13 protein-coding genes are annotated in these 13,129 nt (G+C 59.3%); 10 read left to right on the plus strand and 3 right to left on the minus strand.

Annotated elements, in window-relative coordinates; all coding sequences use genetic code 11:
- Positions 1–428: 428 nt before the first annotated feature.
- Positions 429–1,451, plus strand: a complete 1,023-nt coding sequence (locus NE852_RS07000; protein ID WP_008522552.1) for a porin — start codon at positions 429–431, stop codon at positions 1,449–1,451.
- Between the two features lie 97 nt (positions 1,452–1,548).
- On the opposite strand, the gene NE852_RS07005 is transcribed toward NE852_RS07000, so the two are convergent.
- Positions 1,549–2,445, minus strand: a complete 897-nt coding sequence (locus tag NE852_RS07005) for an alpha/beta fold hydrolase (protein WP_258156335.1) — start codon at positions 2,443–2,445, stop codon at positions 1,549–1,551.
- A 65-nt stretch (positions 2,446–2,510) separates the two neighbouring features.
- On the minus strand, positions 2,511–4,586 hold the full coding sequence (locus tag NE852_RS07010; RefSeq protein WP_258156336.1) for a lytic transglycosylase domain-containing protein: 2,076 nt from the start codon (positions 4,584–4,586) through the stop codon (positions 2,511–2,513).
- Positions 4,587–4,798: 212 nt separating this feature from the next.
- Between NE852_RS07010 and dapA the strand changes: the two genes are divergently transcribed.
- Both dapA and smpB read left to right on the plus strand, forming a co-directional pair.
- On the plus strand, positions 4,799–5,683 hold the full coding sequence (gene dapA, locus NE852_RS07015) for a 4-hydroxy-tetrahydrodipicolinate synthase (RefSeq protein ID WP_008522541.1): 885 nt from the start codon (positions 4,799–4,801) through the stop codon (positions 5,681–5,683).
- Positions 5,684–5,778: 95 nt separating this feature from the next.
- Complete coding sequence (gene smpB / locus NE852_RS07020) at positions 5,779–6,258, plus strand: SsrA-binding protein SmpB (RefSeq protein WP_008522540.1); 480 nt, start codon at positions 5,779–5,781, stop codon at positions 6,256–6,258.
- A gap of 117 nt (positions 6,259–6,375) precedes the next feature.
- On the opposite strand, the gene NE852_RS07025 is transcribed toward smpB, so the two are convergent.
- Positions 6,376–6,957: an NYN domain-containing protein gene (locus NE852_RS07025; RefSeq protein WP_097589708.1), complete on the minus strand. Its 582-nt coding sequence runs from the start codon at positions 6,955–6,957 to the stop codon at positions 6,376–6,378.
- A gap of 296 nt (positions 6,958–7,253) precedes the next feature.
- Between NE852_RS07025 and rpoZ the strand changes: the two genes are divergently transcribed.
- The 7 genes from rpoZ to rnc all read left to right on the plus strand — a co-directional run bounded on the left by rpoZ (position 7,254) and on the right by rnc (position 13,129).
- On the plus strand, positions 7,254–7,658 hold the full coding sequence (gene rpoZ / locus NE852_RS07030) for a DNA-directed RNA polymerase subunit omega (protein WP_003574261.1): 405 nt from the start codon (positions 7,254–7,256) through the stop codon (positions 7,656–7,658).
- 125 nt (positions 7,659–7,783) lie between these two features.
- Positions 7,784–10,018: a bifunctional (p)ppGpp synthetase/guanosine-3',5'-bis(diphosphate) 3'-pyrophosphohydrolase gene (locus tag NE852_RS07035; protein WP_258156337.1), complete on the plus strand. Its 2,235-nt coding sequence runs from the start codon at positions 7,784–7,786 to the stop codon at positions 10,016–10,018.
- A 194-nt stretch (positions 10,019–10,212) separates the two neighbouring features.
- Complete coding sequence (locus NE852_RS07040) at positions 10,213–10,362, plus strand: DUF3563 family protein (RefSeq protein ID WP_008522523.1); 150 nt, start codon at positions 10,213–10,215, stop codon at positions 10,360–10,362.
- A gap of 160 nt (positions 10,363–10,522) precedes the next feature.
- Entirely contained in the window at positions 10,523–11,113 is a 591-nt protein-coding gene (locus tag NE852_RS07045; RefSeq protein WP_008522522.1) for a DUF2062 domain-containing protein, read from the plus strand.
- 37 nt (positions 11,114–11,150) lie between these two features.
- Positions 11,151–11,555 (plus strand): holo-ACP synthase, encoded by a 405-nt coding sequence (gene acpS, locus NE852_RS07050; protein WP_258156338.1) that lies wholly within the window; start codon positions 11,151–11,153, stop codon positions 11,553–11,555.
- Between the two features lie 114 nt (positions 11,556–11,669).
- Entirely contained in the window at positions 11,670–12,413 is a 744-nt protein-coding gene (gene lepB, locus NE852_RS07055) for a signal peptidase I (RefSeq protein WP_008522510.1), read from the plus strand.
- Positions 12,410–13,129 (plus strand): ribonuclease III, encoded by a 720-nt coding sequence (rnc, locus tag NE852_RS07060; protein ID WP_008522509.1) that lies wholly within the window; start codon positions 12,410–12,412, stop codon positions 13,127–13,129. The genes lepB and rnc overlap by 4 nt, the downstream gene beginning before the upstream one ends.

A 13,129-nucleotide genomic window follows, 5' to 3' on the forward strand; every position in this document is an offset into this window, starting at 1 on the left:
ACCCAGGATCAGACGGGCGGGCAAAAGCGGGTCCGTGAACGTTCGGTTACGCTTCCTGCGATCCGGATCTCGACGTCAAAGACGCGAACTTGTCCGAAAAGCGTCCCAAATGTGTCGTGAAGCGTAAGTCCAGCGCTTTGTCGATCTCGCCTAAGCAGCCGCAAAATCAGCGTTTTCTTAACAAAGCATAAAGGAAATCAGGCCCGCCTGCCCGACTTGTGTCCTTTCAGCAACAGGACGTCGGGAAGGCTCCGGTAAACCCCCCATCCGAGTAAGTTGGTGATTGCGTGACGGCTGCCGTCTTGTATTTTCAGCATCGGAAGCGAGGGCGACTGATCGTCCACTTCTTGAAACACGGGGATGGGGCAGGGAACGCTGCTCAGCGAAAGATCCCAAACCCGATCGAAACTTTGAATTGGAGGTCATTTATGAACATCAAGAGCCTTCTTCTCGGCTCCGCTGCTGCTCTCGCAGTAGTATCCGGTGCTCAGGCTGCTGACGCTATTGTTGCTGCTGAGCCGGAACCGGTTGAATATGTTCGCGTCTGCGACGCTTACGGCACCGGCTACTTCTACATCCCGGGCACCGAAACCTGCCTCAAGATCGAAGGCTACATCCGTTTCCAGGTTAACGTTGGCGAAGACGTCGGCGGCGATTCTGACTGGGATGCAGTTACCCGCGGTCAGGTTCAGTTCACGGCCAAGAGCGATACCGAATACGGTCCGCTGACCGGCGTCATCGTCATGCAGTTCAATGCTGACAATGCCTCCAGCCAGGAAGCCAAGCTCGACTCCGCTTACCTCGACGTCGCGGGCTTCCGCGCCGGTCTCTTCTATAGCTGGTGGGACGATGGCCTCTCCGGCGAAACCGACGACATCGGTTCGGTCGAAACACTGCACAACTCCATCCGTTATCAGTACGAAACCGGTGACTTCTACGCTGGTATCAGCGTCGACGAACTGGAAGACGGCGTTTACAAGGCTGGCGAAGGTCCGAACAACTTCGGCGTTGCCGTTGGTCTCGGCGGAAAGGCTGGTATCTTCAGCTACCAGATCACTGCCGGCTACGACGCCGACAACGAAGACGGTGCTGTCCGCGCTATGGGTACGGTTGACATCGGTCCCGGCACGCTCGGCCTCGCCGGCGTATATTCTTCCGGCCCGAACTCCTACTACTCTGCGGCTGAATGGGCTGTTGCTGCTGAATACGCCATCAAGGCGACTGACAAGCTGAAGATCACCCCGGCCGTTCAGTACTACGGCAACTACTTTGGCGGCGGCAAGGCTGTTCCGGACGACTTCGACGGTCTCGGCGATGCCTGGAAGGTCGGTCTGACGGTTGATTACCAGATCGTCGATAACTTCTACGCCAAGGCTTCGGTTCAGTACCTCGATCCGGATGATGGCGACGACTCCACGACGGGTTACTTCCGTCTGCAGCGTTCGTTCTAATCTGATTTGATTAGGCAATGAGGAAAGCCCGGCTCTTGAGCCGGGCTTTCTGCTTTTCGGCCGCCGTTCCGACAAGTCGAGCACGAAAAGGTAACGCCTATCGGCAGCCGGTAAGAAAAGCCTGAATTGCGGTCGGAATGCTCCCCACGTGTAGAAGTGGCGCGTGTCCCTGATCTGAAGCGGCATGCAGAGCCAATCCCGAATGCCGTCGCGCCATTTCGTTCGCGGTTTCCTGTGAAAGCAGCAACGTATTTTCGCCGCGGATCAACAAGAGCGGCAGCTGGTTCAGGCTTTCGAACTGCGCCCAAAGATCAGGCAGCGGTTGGCTGAAATCGACTGATTGAAGTGCCTCCGCGATGGCGGGGTCGAAATCGGCGACCGGCTTTCCGCTGACGTCACGGTAGAGAGCGTGCGCCATCTCGTGCCAATCTTGCTCTTCAAGTGCGGTAAACGCCGCACGATGATTTTCCCTCAGTATCTCGGCCGCCTCGTTCCAGTCCGCTGGCCGCCTGCCATTGTTGAGGTAATCGCGGATCCGTACCAGCCCCTCCGCCTCGATTACAGGCCCGATATCGTTGAAGATGACGGCTTCGAGAAGATCCGGCCGCATCGCCGCAAGCAGATGCAAAATCAGCCCGCCCCGGGACGTGCCGATGAAGATTGCCCGCTCGATGCCGAGTGCAGCGCAAGCGGTAATAACGTCGCCTACTTCCATTGCGAGATTGTAGTTCGACTTGTTCTCGTCCCACGCCGAGTTTCCCCGTCCGCGAGAATCGAGCGCGATCACCCTGCGCGGCATGGCTTCGTCTTGAGAGAGAAGCAGCGCAAGCGGATGGAAATCCCGCGTATTGCGGGTGAGGCCCGCCAGACAGATCACCGGTAGCAGTCCCGTGGCTGCGGCTTCGCGGGGCCGGTAGTCACGAGCGTAAAGTTTCAGCCCATCGGAAGAACTGTAGTATCGTTCCTGGAAGTCGGTTGCGTAAGTATCCGGCATCGCATCCCTCGAGATCTGTTGGGTCTCGAAGATGTAGCGTGCTTTTCGAGCCGCGCCAAACGGGTTCAGGAGGCGCTGCGTCCGCCAATGAGATCGCGCTCGATATCGGTCGGCTGACCCAGGCGGGCCTTGTAGACCTCGTAATTCTCCATCACCCGCTGCACGTAATTGCGCGTCTCGGGGAAGGGGATACGCTCGATCCAGTCGACGATTTCGTCGACCGGCTTGCCGCGCGGATCCCCGTAGCGGCCGATCCATTCCGGCACCCGCTTCGGCCCGGCATTGTAGGCGATGAAGGTGAGGATATAGGAGCCGCCGAAGGCTTCGATCTGCTCTCCGAGATAATGCGCGCCGAGTGTCGCGTTATAGCCGGCATCGGCGGTCAGCTTGTCCTTCGAATAGGCGATGTTGTGGCGCTTGGCCACCGCCTGCGCCGTTCCCGGCAGAAGCTGCAGCAAGCCGCGCGCATTCGCTGCCGACACGGCCGCTGGGTTGAAGGCGCTCTCCTGCCGGGCGATGGCATAGGCAAGCGCCTTGCCGGAGCCGGAAATATTGGCGTTCGCAGGAATCACGCCGACGGGGAAGGCGAGTGCGGCCACATCGATGCCGCGCCCATAGGCGACCTTGCCGATCTGCAGGGAGAGATGATGATTACCCGATTGTTCGGCCTGTGTCGCAAGGATTGCCAGTTCACCGGGGCTTTGCAGTTGGTCGGCGAGCGCGAGATAGAGCGTGTCGGCCCGCCATCCATGGCCGGCAGCCTCCAGGCGTGCAATCGCCTGTACGGCTTCGCGGGCCTGTAGGCGTTGCCGGTCGGCCGCGCTTGGCGAGGGATAGGCGACATTCAAGGTCTTTCGCCCCAGTTTTTCGGCCGCGAGTTGTCCGTAGAACGTGCCGGGAAAATTCGCGGCCTTCGCATAGAATTCGCTTGATTTGCCGGGGCCGCCGGCCTCCGCAGCCCGCCCCAGCCAATACCAGGCGCGGGAAACCGAGATCGGCCCGTTGGACGTCTCGAGGATCTTGCGGAAATGCTTTTCCGCCGTTTCCGCGTCCTGCAGGCCGCGAAGCGCATACCACCCGGCGTGGAACTCCGCTTCGACGATGTCCGTCGGGCTCGTTGCGGCGTAGTTCGCGACGATGCGATAGGCGGGCTTGAATTGCCCCTGGTCGACGAGACCGCGGCTGACGATGCGCTGTTCGTTCCACCATTCACCGGAATTGACGAGTTCGCTGCGCTCGCGTGGCATCTGCTCCAGAAGCGCCGCTGCCTCAACATATTTGTCCTGTTTGCGCAGATACTCGATTCGCGCAAACAGGAGGCCTGCATCGCCGCGCCATTTCGCGTCGATTGAATTGAGCAGCACCCCGGCATTGCCGGCCTTGGCATCGACGGCAGCCCAGGCCTTATAGAGCGACTGCGCCTGACCCATGTCGCCGAAGCGCTTGGCCTGCGCCACCCGGCCGCGATACATCAGATAGTCCATCCGCGCCTTGTGATCGGCAGGCGTCAACAGAGCGGAAAACTCGAGGAGGATCTTGTCCTCCATCGGCTTGTCGAGAGCTTCTGCGCGCCAGATCTTGCGGATATATTTGGCTGCCTGCGCTTGGCTGCCTGTTGCAACCAGCGCTCGGCCGAGGATGACGGCGCCCTGTACCGTCTCGGGTGCCGTGTCACCGAAAGCGGCGAGCACGGCGGATGGAGCGGGGTTTTCATCATAGAGGGCACGTTCGGAATAGGCTCGCAGCCGAGAAAGACCCGGCCAGCCCTTCAGCTCCTGCGAAGCGCTGGCGATTTCATAGGAAGGAACGCCCTTCAACCCGGAGACGGCGATCGCCCAGGTGAGGATATGGCGGTCGAGCGCATCGTCGCGCATGCTGTCGCGGATCGAAACCGCCAGCTGCGGGTTCTTGTCGGACAGCGCATCGAGGCCGGCTTTCAGGTCGCTGTTGACAGGAGCGATAGCCGGGCTGCGTGGAATAGCGCCGGTTGTGATCGATTCCGGCATGGCTGTCTCGGGAATGAAGCCAAGCGGCCTGACATCAGGCGCGGCAGTGCTTTCGCCGGGAAGCGGCGACGCAACGCTGCCCCACGCAGCGGCAACGAGGCCGAAGGCGGACAGAATCAGGACAGCTTTTTTCATCCGGGATCTCGCAACGAAAACACGCCCTGCCATTTGGCTAGAGGCATCTTAACGAAACCTTACCAATGCAGGTAAATTTCATTCACATCTGCTATCGGAATTTGCCCTAAACCGAACTCAGCGCGCTTGTCGTGATGATTTCGGCGCTCTATGGTGCGCAAAATATTCATGGAATGCGGCCGAAGCAAGGATTTGGTCGTGAGGAGCTTTGCATGTTCAATGGGTCCATTCCCGCCCTCGTCACTCCCTTCACCGATGCCGGGCTGTTCGATGAAGACAGCTTCGCCGCGCATGTCGCCTGGCAGATCAAGGAAGGCAGCAGCGGTCTCGTTCCAGTCGGCACGACAGGCGAATCCCCGACGCTCTCGCATCCCGAGCACAAGCGGGTCGTGGAACTCTGCATCGAAGTCGCCGCCAAACGCGTTCCCGTCATGGCCGGCGCCGGTTCGAACAACACCCGCGAGGCGATCGAGCTTGCCCAGCATGCCGAAAAGGTCGGCGCAAACGCCGTGCTTGTTGTCACTCCCTATTACAACAAGCCGACGCAGAAGGGCCTGATCGCGCATTTTTCGGCGATTGCCGAAGCCGTCGATCTGCCGATTTATATCTACAACATCCCCGGACGCTCGGTGGTCGACATGACGCCGGAAACCATGGGTGCGCTCGCCAAGGCGCACAAGAACATCGTCGGCGTCAAGGATGCGACGGGCAAGATCGAGCGCGTCTCCGAACAGCGCATCACTTGCGGCAAGGATTTCCGGCAATTGTCCGGCGAGGATGCGACGGCGCTCGGCTTTAACGCCCATGGCGGCGTCGGCTGCATTTCGGTTACGGCCAATGTCGCCCCGCGCCTCTGCGCTGATTTCCAGGCGGCGACGCTGGCCGGCGATTATGCCCGCGCGCTGGACTATCAGGACCGCCTGATGCCGCTGCACAAGGCGATCTTCATGGAGCCGGGACTTTGCGGCGCCAAATATGGCCTTTCCAAGCTCGGCCGCATGAGCCGCAACGTCCGCTCGCCGCTGCTTTCGACGCTGGAGCCGGCAACGGAATCGGCGATTGACGCAGCGCTGCGCCACTCCGGCCTGCTGAACTGAAGAGACCGGCCGTCTTCACAAGGCCGGGTCGTTCCCTTACATAGAGGCTAAGAAATGGGGCGCGCTCCTCGCGCCCTAAGCAATGGAATATCGTCATGGCCCCCAAAGGCAGCCAGCGCGTGGTGAACAAGATCGTGGCCGAAAACCGCAAGGCCCGTTTCAACTACGAGATCATCGATACCTACGAGGCAGGTCTCGTGCTGAAGGGCACCGAGGTCAAGTCGCTGCGCGAGGGCAAGGCCAATATCGCCGAATCCTACGCCTCGGATGAAGACGGCGAGATCTGGCTGATCAATTCCTATCTGCCGGAATATCTGCAGGCGAACCGCTTCAACCACGAACCGCGCCGGCGCCGGAAGCTGCTGCTGTCGGGGCGTGAAATCCATCGCCTGCGTTCTGCCGTCAACCGCGAAGGCATGACGCTCGTCCCGCTGAAGATCTATTTTAACGATCGGGGCCGAGCGAAGATGGAACTGGCGCTCGCCAAGGGCAAAAAGCTCCACGATAAGCGCGAATCCGAGAAGGAACGCGATTGGAATCGGCAGAAGAGCCGCCTGCTGAAGGACAATGGTTGAGCGTATCTGTGGCGATTGCCGTCACGCCATATGTCTTGCTCGCTCACCCTGAAACGAAAAAGCCTCCGCGCTCTGACGAGTACGGAGGCTTCACGCGGCTTCAAGTGTGAAATCGGCTTAGTCTTCGAAATCGCTCGCGGGGGCGACTTCGGCCGGGCGCGGTGTCCTTTCCGAAGGGTCGCGGCCGATTTCGGCTTTCAGAGACAAGAGATCGATGAAATGGTCGGCCTGACGGCGCAGGTCGTCGGCGATCATCGGCGGTTGGGTCGCCATGGTCGAGATCACCGAGACCTTGCGGCCTCTGCGCTGCAGCGCCTCGACGAGGTTCGTGAAATCGCCGTCGCCCGAAAAGATGACGAGATGGTCGACCGTTTCGGACTGTTCCATGGCGTCGATCGCAAGCTCGATATCCATGTTGCCCTTGATTTTGCGGCGTCCCATCGAGTCCGTGAATTCCTTGGCAGGCTTGGTGACGACCTTATAGCCGTTATAGTCAAGCCAATCGATCAGGGGTCGGATCGACGAATATTCCTGATCCTCGATCAGAGCGGTGTAATAGTAAGCGCGCAGCAGATAGCCGCGTTTCTGAAATGCTTTCAAAAGCTTGCGGTAATCTATATCGAAGCCGAGGCTCTTGGATGCAGCGTAGAGGTTGGCGCCGTCAATGAAGAGTGCAATTTTTTCGCGTGGGTCAAACATCGCTTACCAATCCAATGAGAGCAATCGAAATCCGCAGACACAGAACTTAATAAAAACAATGGCTTGTGCCGTAATTTCGATCCGATCCTTACTTTATGAATTATTCATATATGAAAGATTTAGGGCACGATTCGGCATATTCCAAGCAACCATCGGTAGAATTGTGACGTTCTCCATGGAAATTTAGGCCAGGCGGGGACAAAGACGAGGGTAACCAGAACGAAAAACTTGTATTTGCCCGGTTTTAATTGTATCGGGCGTGCTAATCCCGAAATGACGACCGCAAAGGACAGGCAATGGCCCGTGTCACAGTTGAAGATTGCATTGACAAGGTGGAGAACCGCTTCGAGCTGGTTCTGCTCGCCAGCCACCGCGCCCGGCTAATTTCCCAGGGTGCCTCGATCACCATCGATCGCGACAACGACAAGAATCCTGTTGTGGCTCTGCGCGAGATTGCTGACGAGACGCTTTCGCCCGATGACCTCAAGGAAGACCTGATCCATTCGCTGCAGAAGCATGTCGAAGTCGACGAGCCCGAGCCCGATCCGGCAAGCATGATCGCCGCCGGTGGCGTTGCCGCGGCCGACAGCGAGGAGCAGGACGACCTGCCGGAAACGATCACTTTCGACCAGATGTCGGAAGAAGAGCTGCTTGCCGGCATCGAAGGCCTGGTGCCGCCGGAAAAGAGCGACGACTACTAAGCGCATAAAAGGGACGACGATTACCAATCGTCAATCTTGCGCCTTTATTGCTTAGGCATATTATTGCCCATGTGTGCGCCAATCGTTGATTGGCGCGCTTTTATTTTTATCGGAGTGGCTTTGGAATGATGCGGCAGTACGAGCTCGTGGAGCGGGTTCAGCAATACAAGCCCGATGCCAATGAAGCACTGCTGAACAAAGCTTACGTCTACGCCATGCAGAAGCATGGCCAGCAAAAGCGCGCGAGCGGCGATCCCTATATTTCGCATCCGCTCGAAGTCGCCGCCATCCTCACCGACATGCATCTCGATGAATCGACGATCGCAGTTGCCCTCCTGCACGATACGATCGAGGATACGACGGCAACGCGTGCCGAGATCGATGAACTCTTCGGCGAGGATATCGGCCGCCTCGTGGAGGGTCTGACGAAGATCAAGAAACTCGATCTCGTCACCAAAAAGGCCAAGCAGGCGGAAAACCTGCGCAAGCTGCTGCTCGCCATATCGGACGATGTCCGCGTCCTGCTCGTCAAGCTTGCCGACCGCTTGCACAATATGCGCACCCTCGATCACATGTCGGCCGACAAACGCGCCCGCATTTCCGAGGAGACGATGGAAATCTATGCGCCGCTTGCCGGCCGCATGGGCATGCAGGATATGCGCGAGGAGTTGGAGGAACTCTCCTTCCGCCATATGAACCCCGAAGCCTACGAGACCGTCACCAAGCGGCTGGAAGAGCTTTCGAAGCGCAACGAGGGCATCGTCAAGAAGATCGAGGCCGAACTGCGGGATCTGCTGGTCGCGAGTGGCGTGACGAGCGCCTATGTCAAAGGCCGGCAGAAGAAGCCCTATTCGGTCTTTCGCAAGATGCAGTCGAAATCGCTTTCCTTCGAGCAGCTTTCCGATGTCTACGGCTTCCGTCTGATCGTCGAGGACATCCCCTCATGTTATCGCGCGCTCGGCATCGTCCACACGCGCTGGCGGGTCGTGCCGGGCCGCTTCAAGGACTATATCTCGACGCCGAAGCAGAACGACTACCGTTCGCTGCACACCACGATCGTCGGTCCCTCCAGTCAGCGCATCGAACTGCAGATCCGCACCAAGCGCATGCACGAAATCGCCGAATTCGGCATCGCCGCCCACGCGCTCTACAAGGACGGCGCCACCAATGCCGATGGCGACATCCTTTCTCGCGAATCCAATGCCTATTCCTGGCTGCGCCATACGATCGAGGCGCTCGCCGAGGGCGATAGTCCGGAAGAATTCCTCGAGCACACAAAGCTTGAGCTCTTCCAGGACCAGGTCTTCTGCTTCACGCCGAAGGGCAAGCTGATCGCCCTGCCGCGCGGCGCCACGCCGATCGATTTCGCTTATGCGGTGCATACCAATATCGGCGACACCACGGTCGGCGCCAAGATCAACGGCCGCATCATGCCGCTGGTAACGCGGCTTGCAAACGGCGATGAGGTCGAGATCATCCGTTCCGGCGTGCAGGTTCCGCCTGCTGCCTGGGAGGAGATCGTTGTAACGGGCAAGGCCCGCGCCGCCATCCGCCGCGCCACCCGCATGGCGATCCGCAAGCAGTATGCGGGCCTCGGCCATCGCATTCTGGAGCGCACCTTCGACAGGGCCGGCAAGATCTTTTCGCGCGAAGCCATGAAGCCGGCGCTGCATCGTCTCGGCCAGAAGGATGTGGAGGATGCGATCGCCGCCGTTGGCCGCGGCGAGATGTCCTCGCTCGACGTGCTGCGCGCTGTTTATCCCGATCACCAGGATGAGCGCGTCACCGTGAAGCCCTCCGGCGACGATGGCTGGTTCAACGTCCGAAGTGCTGCCGGCATGATCTTCAAGATTCCCGGCAAGGCCAAGGCCGGGCACGACGGCAGCCACCCGGATCTCGACGCCGATGCTGCAATCGGCCCGATCCGCGGCCTGTCCGGCAATGTCGACGTCAAGTTCGCGACGACTGGCGCCGTGCCCGGCGATCGCATCGTCGGGATCATGGATCAGGGCAACGGCATCACCATCTATCCGATCCAGTCGCCGAGCCTGCAGCGTTTCGACGATCAACCCGACCGTTGGATCGACGTCCGCTGGGATCTCGACGAAGCCAACAAGTCGCGCTTCATGGCCCGCATCTTGGTGAACGCGCTGAATGAGCCCGGTACACTGGCCAAGGTGGCCCAGACGGTAGCCGGCCTCGACGTCAATATCCGCTTGCTGAACACGGTGCGGGTGGCCGCCGATTTCACCGAGATGATGCTTGAGGTCGAGGTCTGGGATCTGCGCCAGCTCAATCAGCTGCTCGCCCAAATGAAAGAACTGGACTGCATTGCCACTGTCCGGCGGCTCTACGATTAAACTTCTGTTAAATCTTTCGCGGGTGCGATCGAAAAATTGCACATTTTGTGATCGTTTGATGGCTGCAATGGCGCATCAAAACGGCAAGCAATGCGCATAGCGCATGGCTGTCTCCATGTTGCGGCGGTGGTAATTAACCCTTGTCGGGACTATCTTCTGGTCATCGAAACGCAAACAGAAGATGAGACAAGATAATGTTTGACCCTATCAGGAAAATCGCCCGCGCCTTTCGTGCTCCGAGCACCCAGGAACGTGAAATGGCCTATCTCAATGGCTCGTTCGATCGTATTGATCTCGAGTTTCGTCAGCGCCAGGTCGACCGCGGTCTGTTCCGCAATCGCTGATACTGCGCTTATACTTGAAGTGAGTGAGGGACGTTATGCATAACGGACGCCCCTCGACGTGAAGAGACTCCTCGATAGAGAGAGGACCAGCGGCTTGTTTTTCAAACGGTAGCATTTGCCGCTCTTGTCATGGCCGTATGCGCTACACTAAATACCGGCCATGTTGTTTCGCCGTCGCAAGCCTGCGGGATTTAAGGAAAAGATGCGGGAGCTGCTATGGCCCCGTAAAGGTTTCCTTCGCCCGATCCGTTATCTGACAATGCGCGTCCTGCGCCTGAGCGCCTCGCCGCATGCTGTTGCGGCCGGCGTCGCCGCGGGTGTCTTCGTCTCGTGGACGCCCTTTATCGGCGTTCATTTCATCATGGCTTTCGTCATCACCTATTTCCTCTCCGGCAATATGGTTGCCGCCGCCCTCGGCTGCGCGGCCTTCGGCAATCCGCTGACCTATCCCTTCATCTGGGGCATCACCTGGGAGATCGGCCATCTGTTGTTGAGCCGCGAAGACCATCTGGCCGGTCAGGCGGTGGATCTTGCCGCCCTGTTCCATAAGCTGAACTTCATGGAGCTGTGGAAGCCGGTGCTGGAGCCGATGCTGCTCGGCGCCATCCCGCCGGGGATCGTCACCGCCGTTGCGCTCTATGCGCTGACATTCTACACGGTGAGGGGTTTTCAGACGCGCCGCCGCATACGGCTGATGGAAAAGGCGCGCCTGCGCCTTGCCGATCCGGCCGGCGACATGCCGAGCGTATGAAGCCGATGCAGATTTGTAAGCGACGGAAGGTTCCGGCATGATCATCGGCATTGGCAGCGATCTGATCGACATTCGCCGTGTCGAGAAGTCCATCGAGCGCTTCGGCGAGCGCTTCACCCATCGCTGCTTCACTGAGATCGAGCGCGCGCGTTCCGACCGGCGTGCAAACCGCGCCGCATCCTATGCCAAGCGTTTCGCTGCCAAGGAGGCCTGCTCCAAGGCGCTCGGCACCGGCATAGCGCAAGGCATCTTCTGGAAGGACATGGGTGTGGTGAACCTGCCGAGCGGCAAGCCGACCATGGTTTTGTCGGGTGCTGCCGCTGTCGTGCTGGAATCGATGCTGCCCGCGGGCCATAGGCCCGCCATTCATTTGACAATAACGGATGATTATCCCTTGGCGCAGGCCTTCGTTATTATCGAGGCGTTGCCCCAAAGCCCTTGATCGCGACCTCTCGTCGCTTTTGACGTTGTCGCCATTGCCGCAATCGACCGAAGCCGCTAGAGAGAACGACAGAAAAAATTGCGCCTGCGTGGCGTCTTGAAGGAATAAGACTGCGTGTCCGAAAAAGTCGAAACCAAGCCGAACGCCCTCTGGGAAAATATCAAGGTCATCATTCAGGCGCTGATTTTGGCGATGGTGATCCGAACTGTGCTGTTCCAGCCCTTTACGATCCCATCCGGTTCGATGATGCCGACGCTGCTCGTCGGCGACTACATTTTCGTCAATAAGTTCGCTTACGGCTATTCGAAATATTCGCTGCCCTTCTCGCCCGACATCTTCAGCGGCCGTCTGTTCGGCTCCGATCCGAAGCGCGGCGATATCGTCGTCTTCCGCTTTCCGCCCAATCCCGAAGTCGATTACATCAAGCGCTGCATCGGCCTGCCGGGTGATCATATCCAGGTCACCGACGGCGTTCTCTACGTGAATGGCAAGCCGGTTCCCAAGGTCGCGGACGGCAGCTTCACCTCGGACTACAAGCTTGATCCGGGTGCGGATGTGCCGGTTTTCCGCGAAACGCTGGATAACGGCAAGACCTACGACACGCTCGACCAGTCCCCGGTGTCGCGCGGTGACAACACCCGCGAGTTCATCGTGCCGGAAGGCCATTATTTCATGATGGGCGACAACCGCGACAACTCGCTCGACAGCCGCTTCGACGTCGGCTTCGTGCCAGCGGAAAACCTTGTCGGCCGCGCCAGCGTCATCTTCTTTTCGCTCGGCAACGACACTTCCTTCCGCGAAATCTGGAAGTGGCCGACGAACATGCGCTGGGATCGCCTCTTCAAGGTTGTTGAATGAGTAAGGCGCAGACGCTTTCTGCGGCCGACCGCGCAAAGCTCGAAGCCCTGATCGGTCACGACTTCGCCGAGAAGGAACGCCTGGATCGTGCCCTGACGCATGCCAGCGCCCGCACGGAAAAGGGCGGCAATTACGAACGGCTGGAATTCCTTGGCGACAGGGTCCTCGGGCTCTGCATCGCCGAGCTTCTGTTCCGCACGTTCGGCACGGCGGGGGAAGGTGAGCTCTCGGTTCGCCTCAACCAGCTCGTCAGCGCCGAAACCTGTGCCGCCGTCGCCGACGAACTCAATCTCCACCTCTATATCCGCACCGGCGCCGACGTGAAGAAATTGACCGGCAAGCGCATGATGAACGTGCGCGCCGACGTCGTCGAAAGCCTGATCGCCGCGATTTATCTCGATGGCGGCCTCGAAGTCGCCCGCCGCTTCATCCTGCGCTACTGGCAGGGCAGGGCGGTACGGGCCGATGGCGCCAAGCGCGATGCCAAGACCGAATTGCAGGAATGGTCGCACGCAAAATTCGGCGTCACCCCCGTCTACCGGGTTGATGAACGCAGCGGGCCGGATCATGATCCGCGCTTCAAGGTGACGGTGGAGGTTGCTGGCGTAAAGCCGGAAACCGGCGTAGAGCGGTCGAAGCGTGCCGCCGAACAGGTCGCGGCGACGAAGATGCTTGAGCGCGAAGGCATTTGGCAGCAATCGCCTGCCGGAAACTGA

Origin of the sequence: Rhizobium sp. Pop5 (assembly GCF_024721175.1) — a bacterium.
Taxonomy (GTDB): Bacteria; Pseudomonadota; Alphaproteobacteria; order Rhizobiales; family Rhizobiaceae; genus Rhizobium.

Bases quoted from the DNA above. Each gene is read 5' to 3' on its own strand.
- dapA (WP_008522541.1), top strand. From the start codon at position 4,799: ATGTTCAATGGGTCCATTCCCGCCCTCGTCACTCCCTTCACCGATGCC.
- NE852_RS07025 (WP_097589708.1), bottom strand. From the start codon at position 6,957: ATGTTTGACCCACGCGAAAAAATTGCACTCTTCATTGACGGCGCCAAC.
- NE852_RS07035 (WP_258156337.1), top strand. From the start codon at position 7,784: ATGATGCGGCAGTACGAGCTCGTGGAGCGGGTTCAGCAATACAAGCCC.
- acpS (WP_258156338.1), top strand. From the start codon at position 11,151: ATGATCATCGGCATTGGCAGCGATCTGATCGACATTCGCCGTGTCGAG.
- NE852_RS07005 (WP_258156335.1), bottom strand. From the start codon at position 2,445: ATGCCGGATACTTACGCAACCGACTTCCAGGAACGATACTACAGTTCT.
- NE852_RS07045 (WP_008522522.1), top strand. From the start codon at position 10,523: ATGTTGTTTCGCCGTCGCAAGCCTGCGGGATTTAAGGAAAAGATGCGG.
- NE852_RS07000 (WP_008522552.1), top strand. From the start codon at position 429: ATGAACATCAAGAGCCTTCTTCTCGGCTCCGCTGCTGCTCTCGCAGTA.
- NE852_RS07040 (WP_008522523.1), top strand. From the start codon at position 10,213: ATGTTTGACCCTATCAGGAAAATCGCCCGCGCCTTTCGTGCTCCGAGC.
- rpoZ (WP_003574261.1), top strand. From the start codon at position 7,254: ATGGCCCGTGTCACAGTTGAAGATTGCATTGACAAGGTGGAGAACCGC.
- rnc (WP_008522509.1), top strand. From the start codon at position 12,410: ATGAGTAAGGCGCAGACGCTTTCTGCGGCCGACCGCGCAAAGCTCGAA.
- smpB (WP_008522540.1), top strand. From the start codon at position 5,779: ATGGCCCCCAAAGGCAGCCAGCGCGTGGTGAACAAGATCGTGGCCGAA.
- NE852_RS07010 (WP_258156336.1), bottom strand. From the start codon at position 4,586: ATGAAAAAAGCTGTCCTGATTCTGTCCGCCTTCGGCCTCGTTGCCGCT.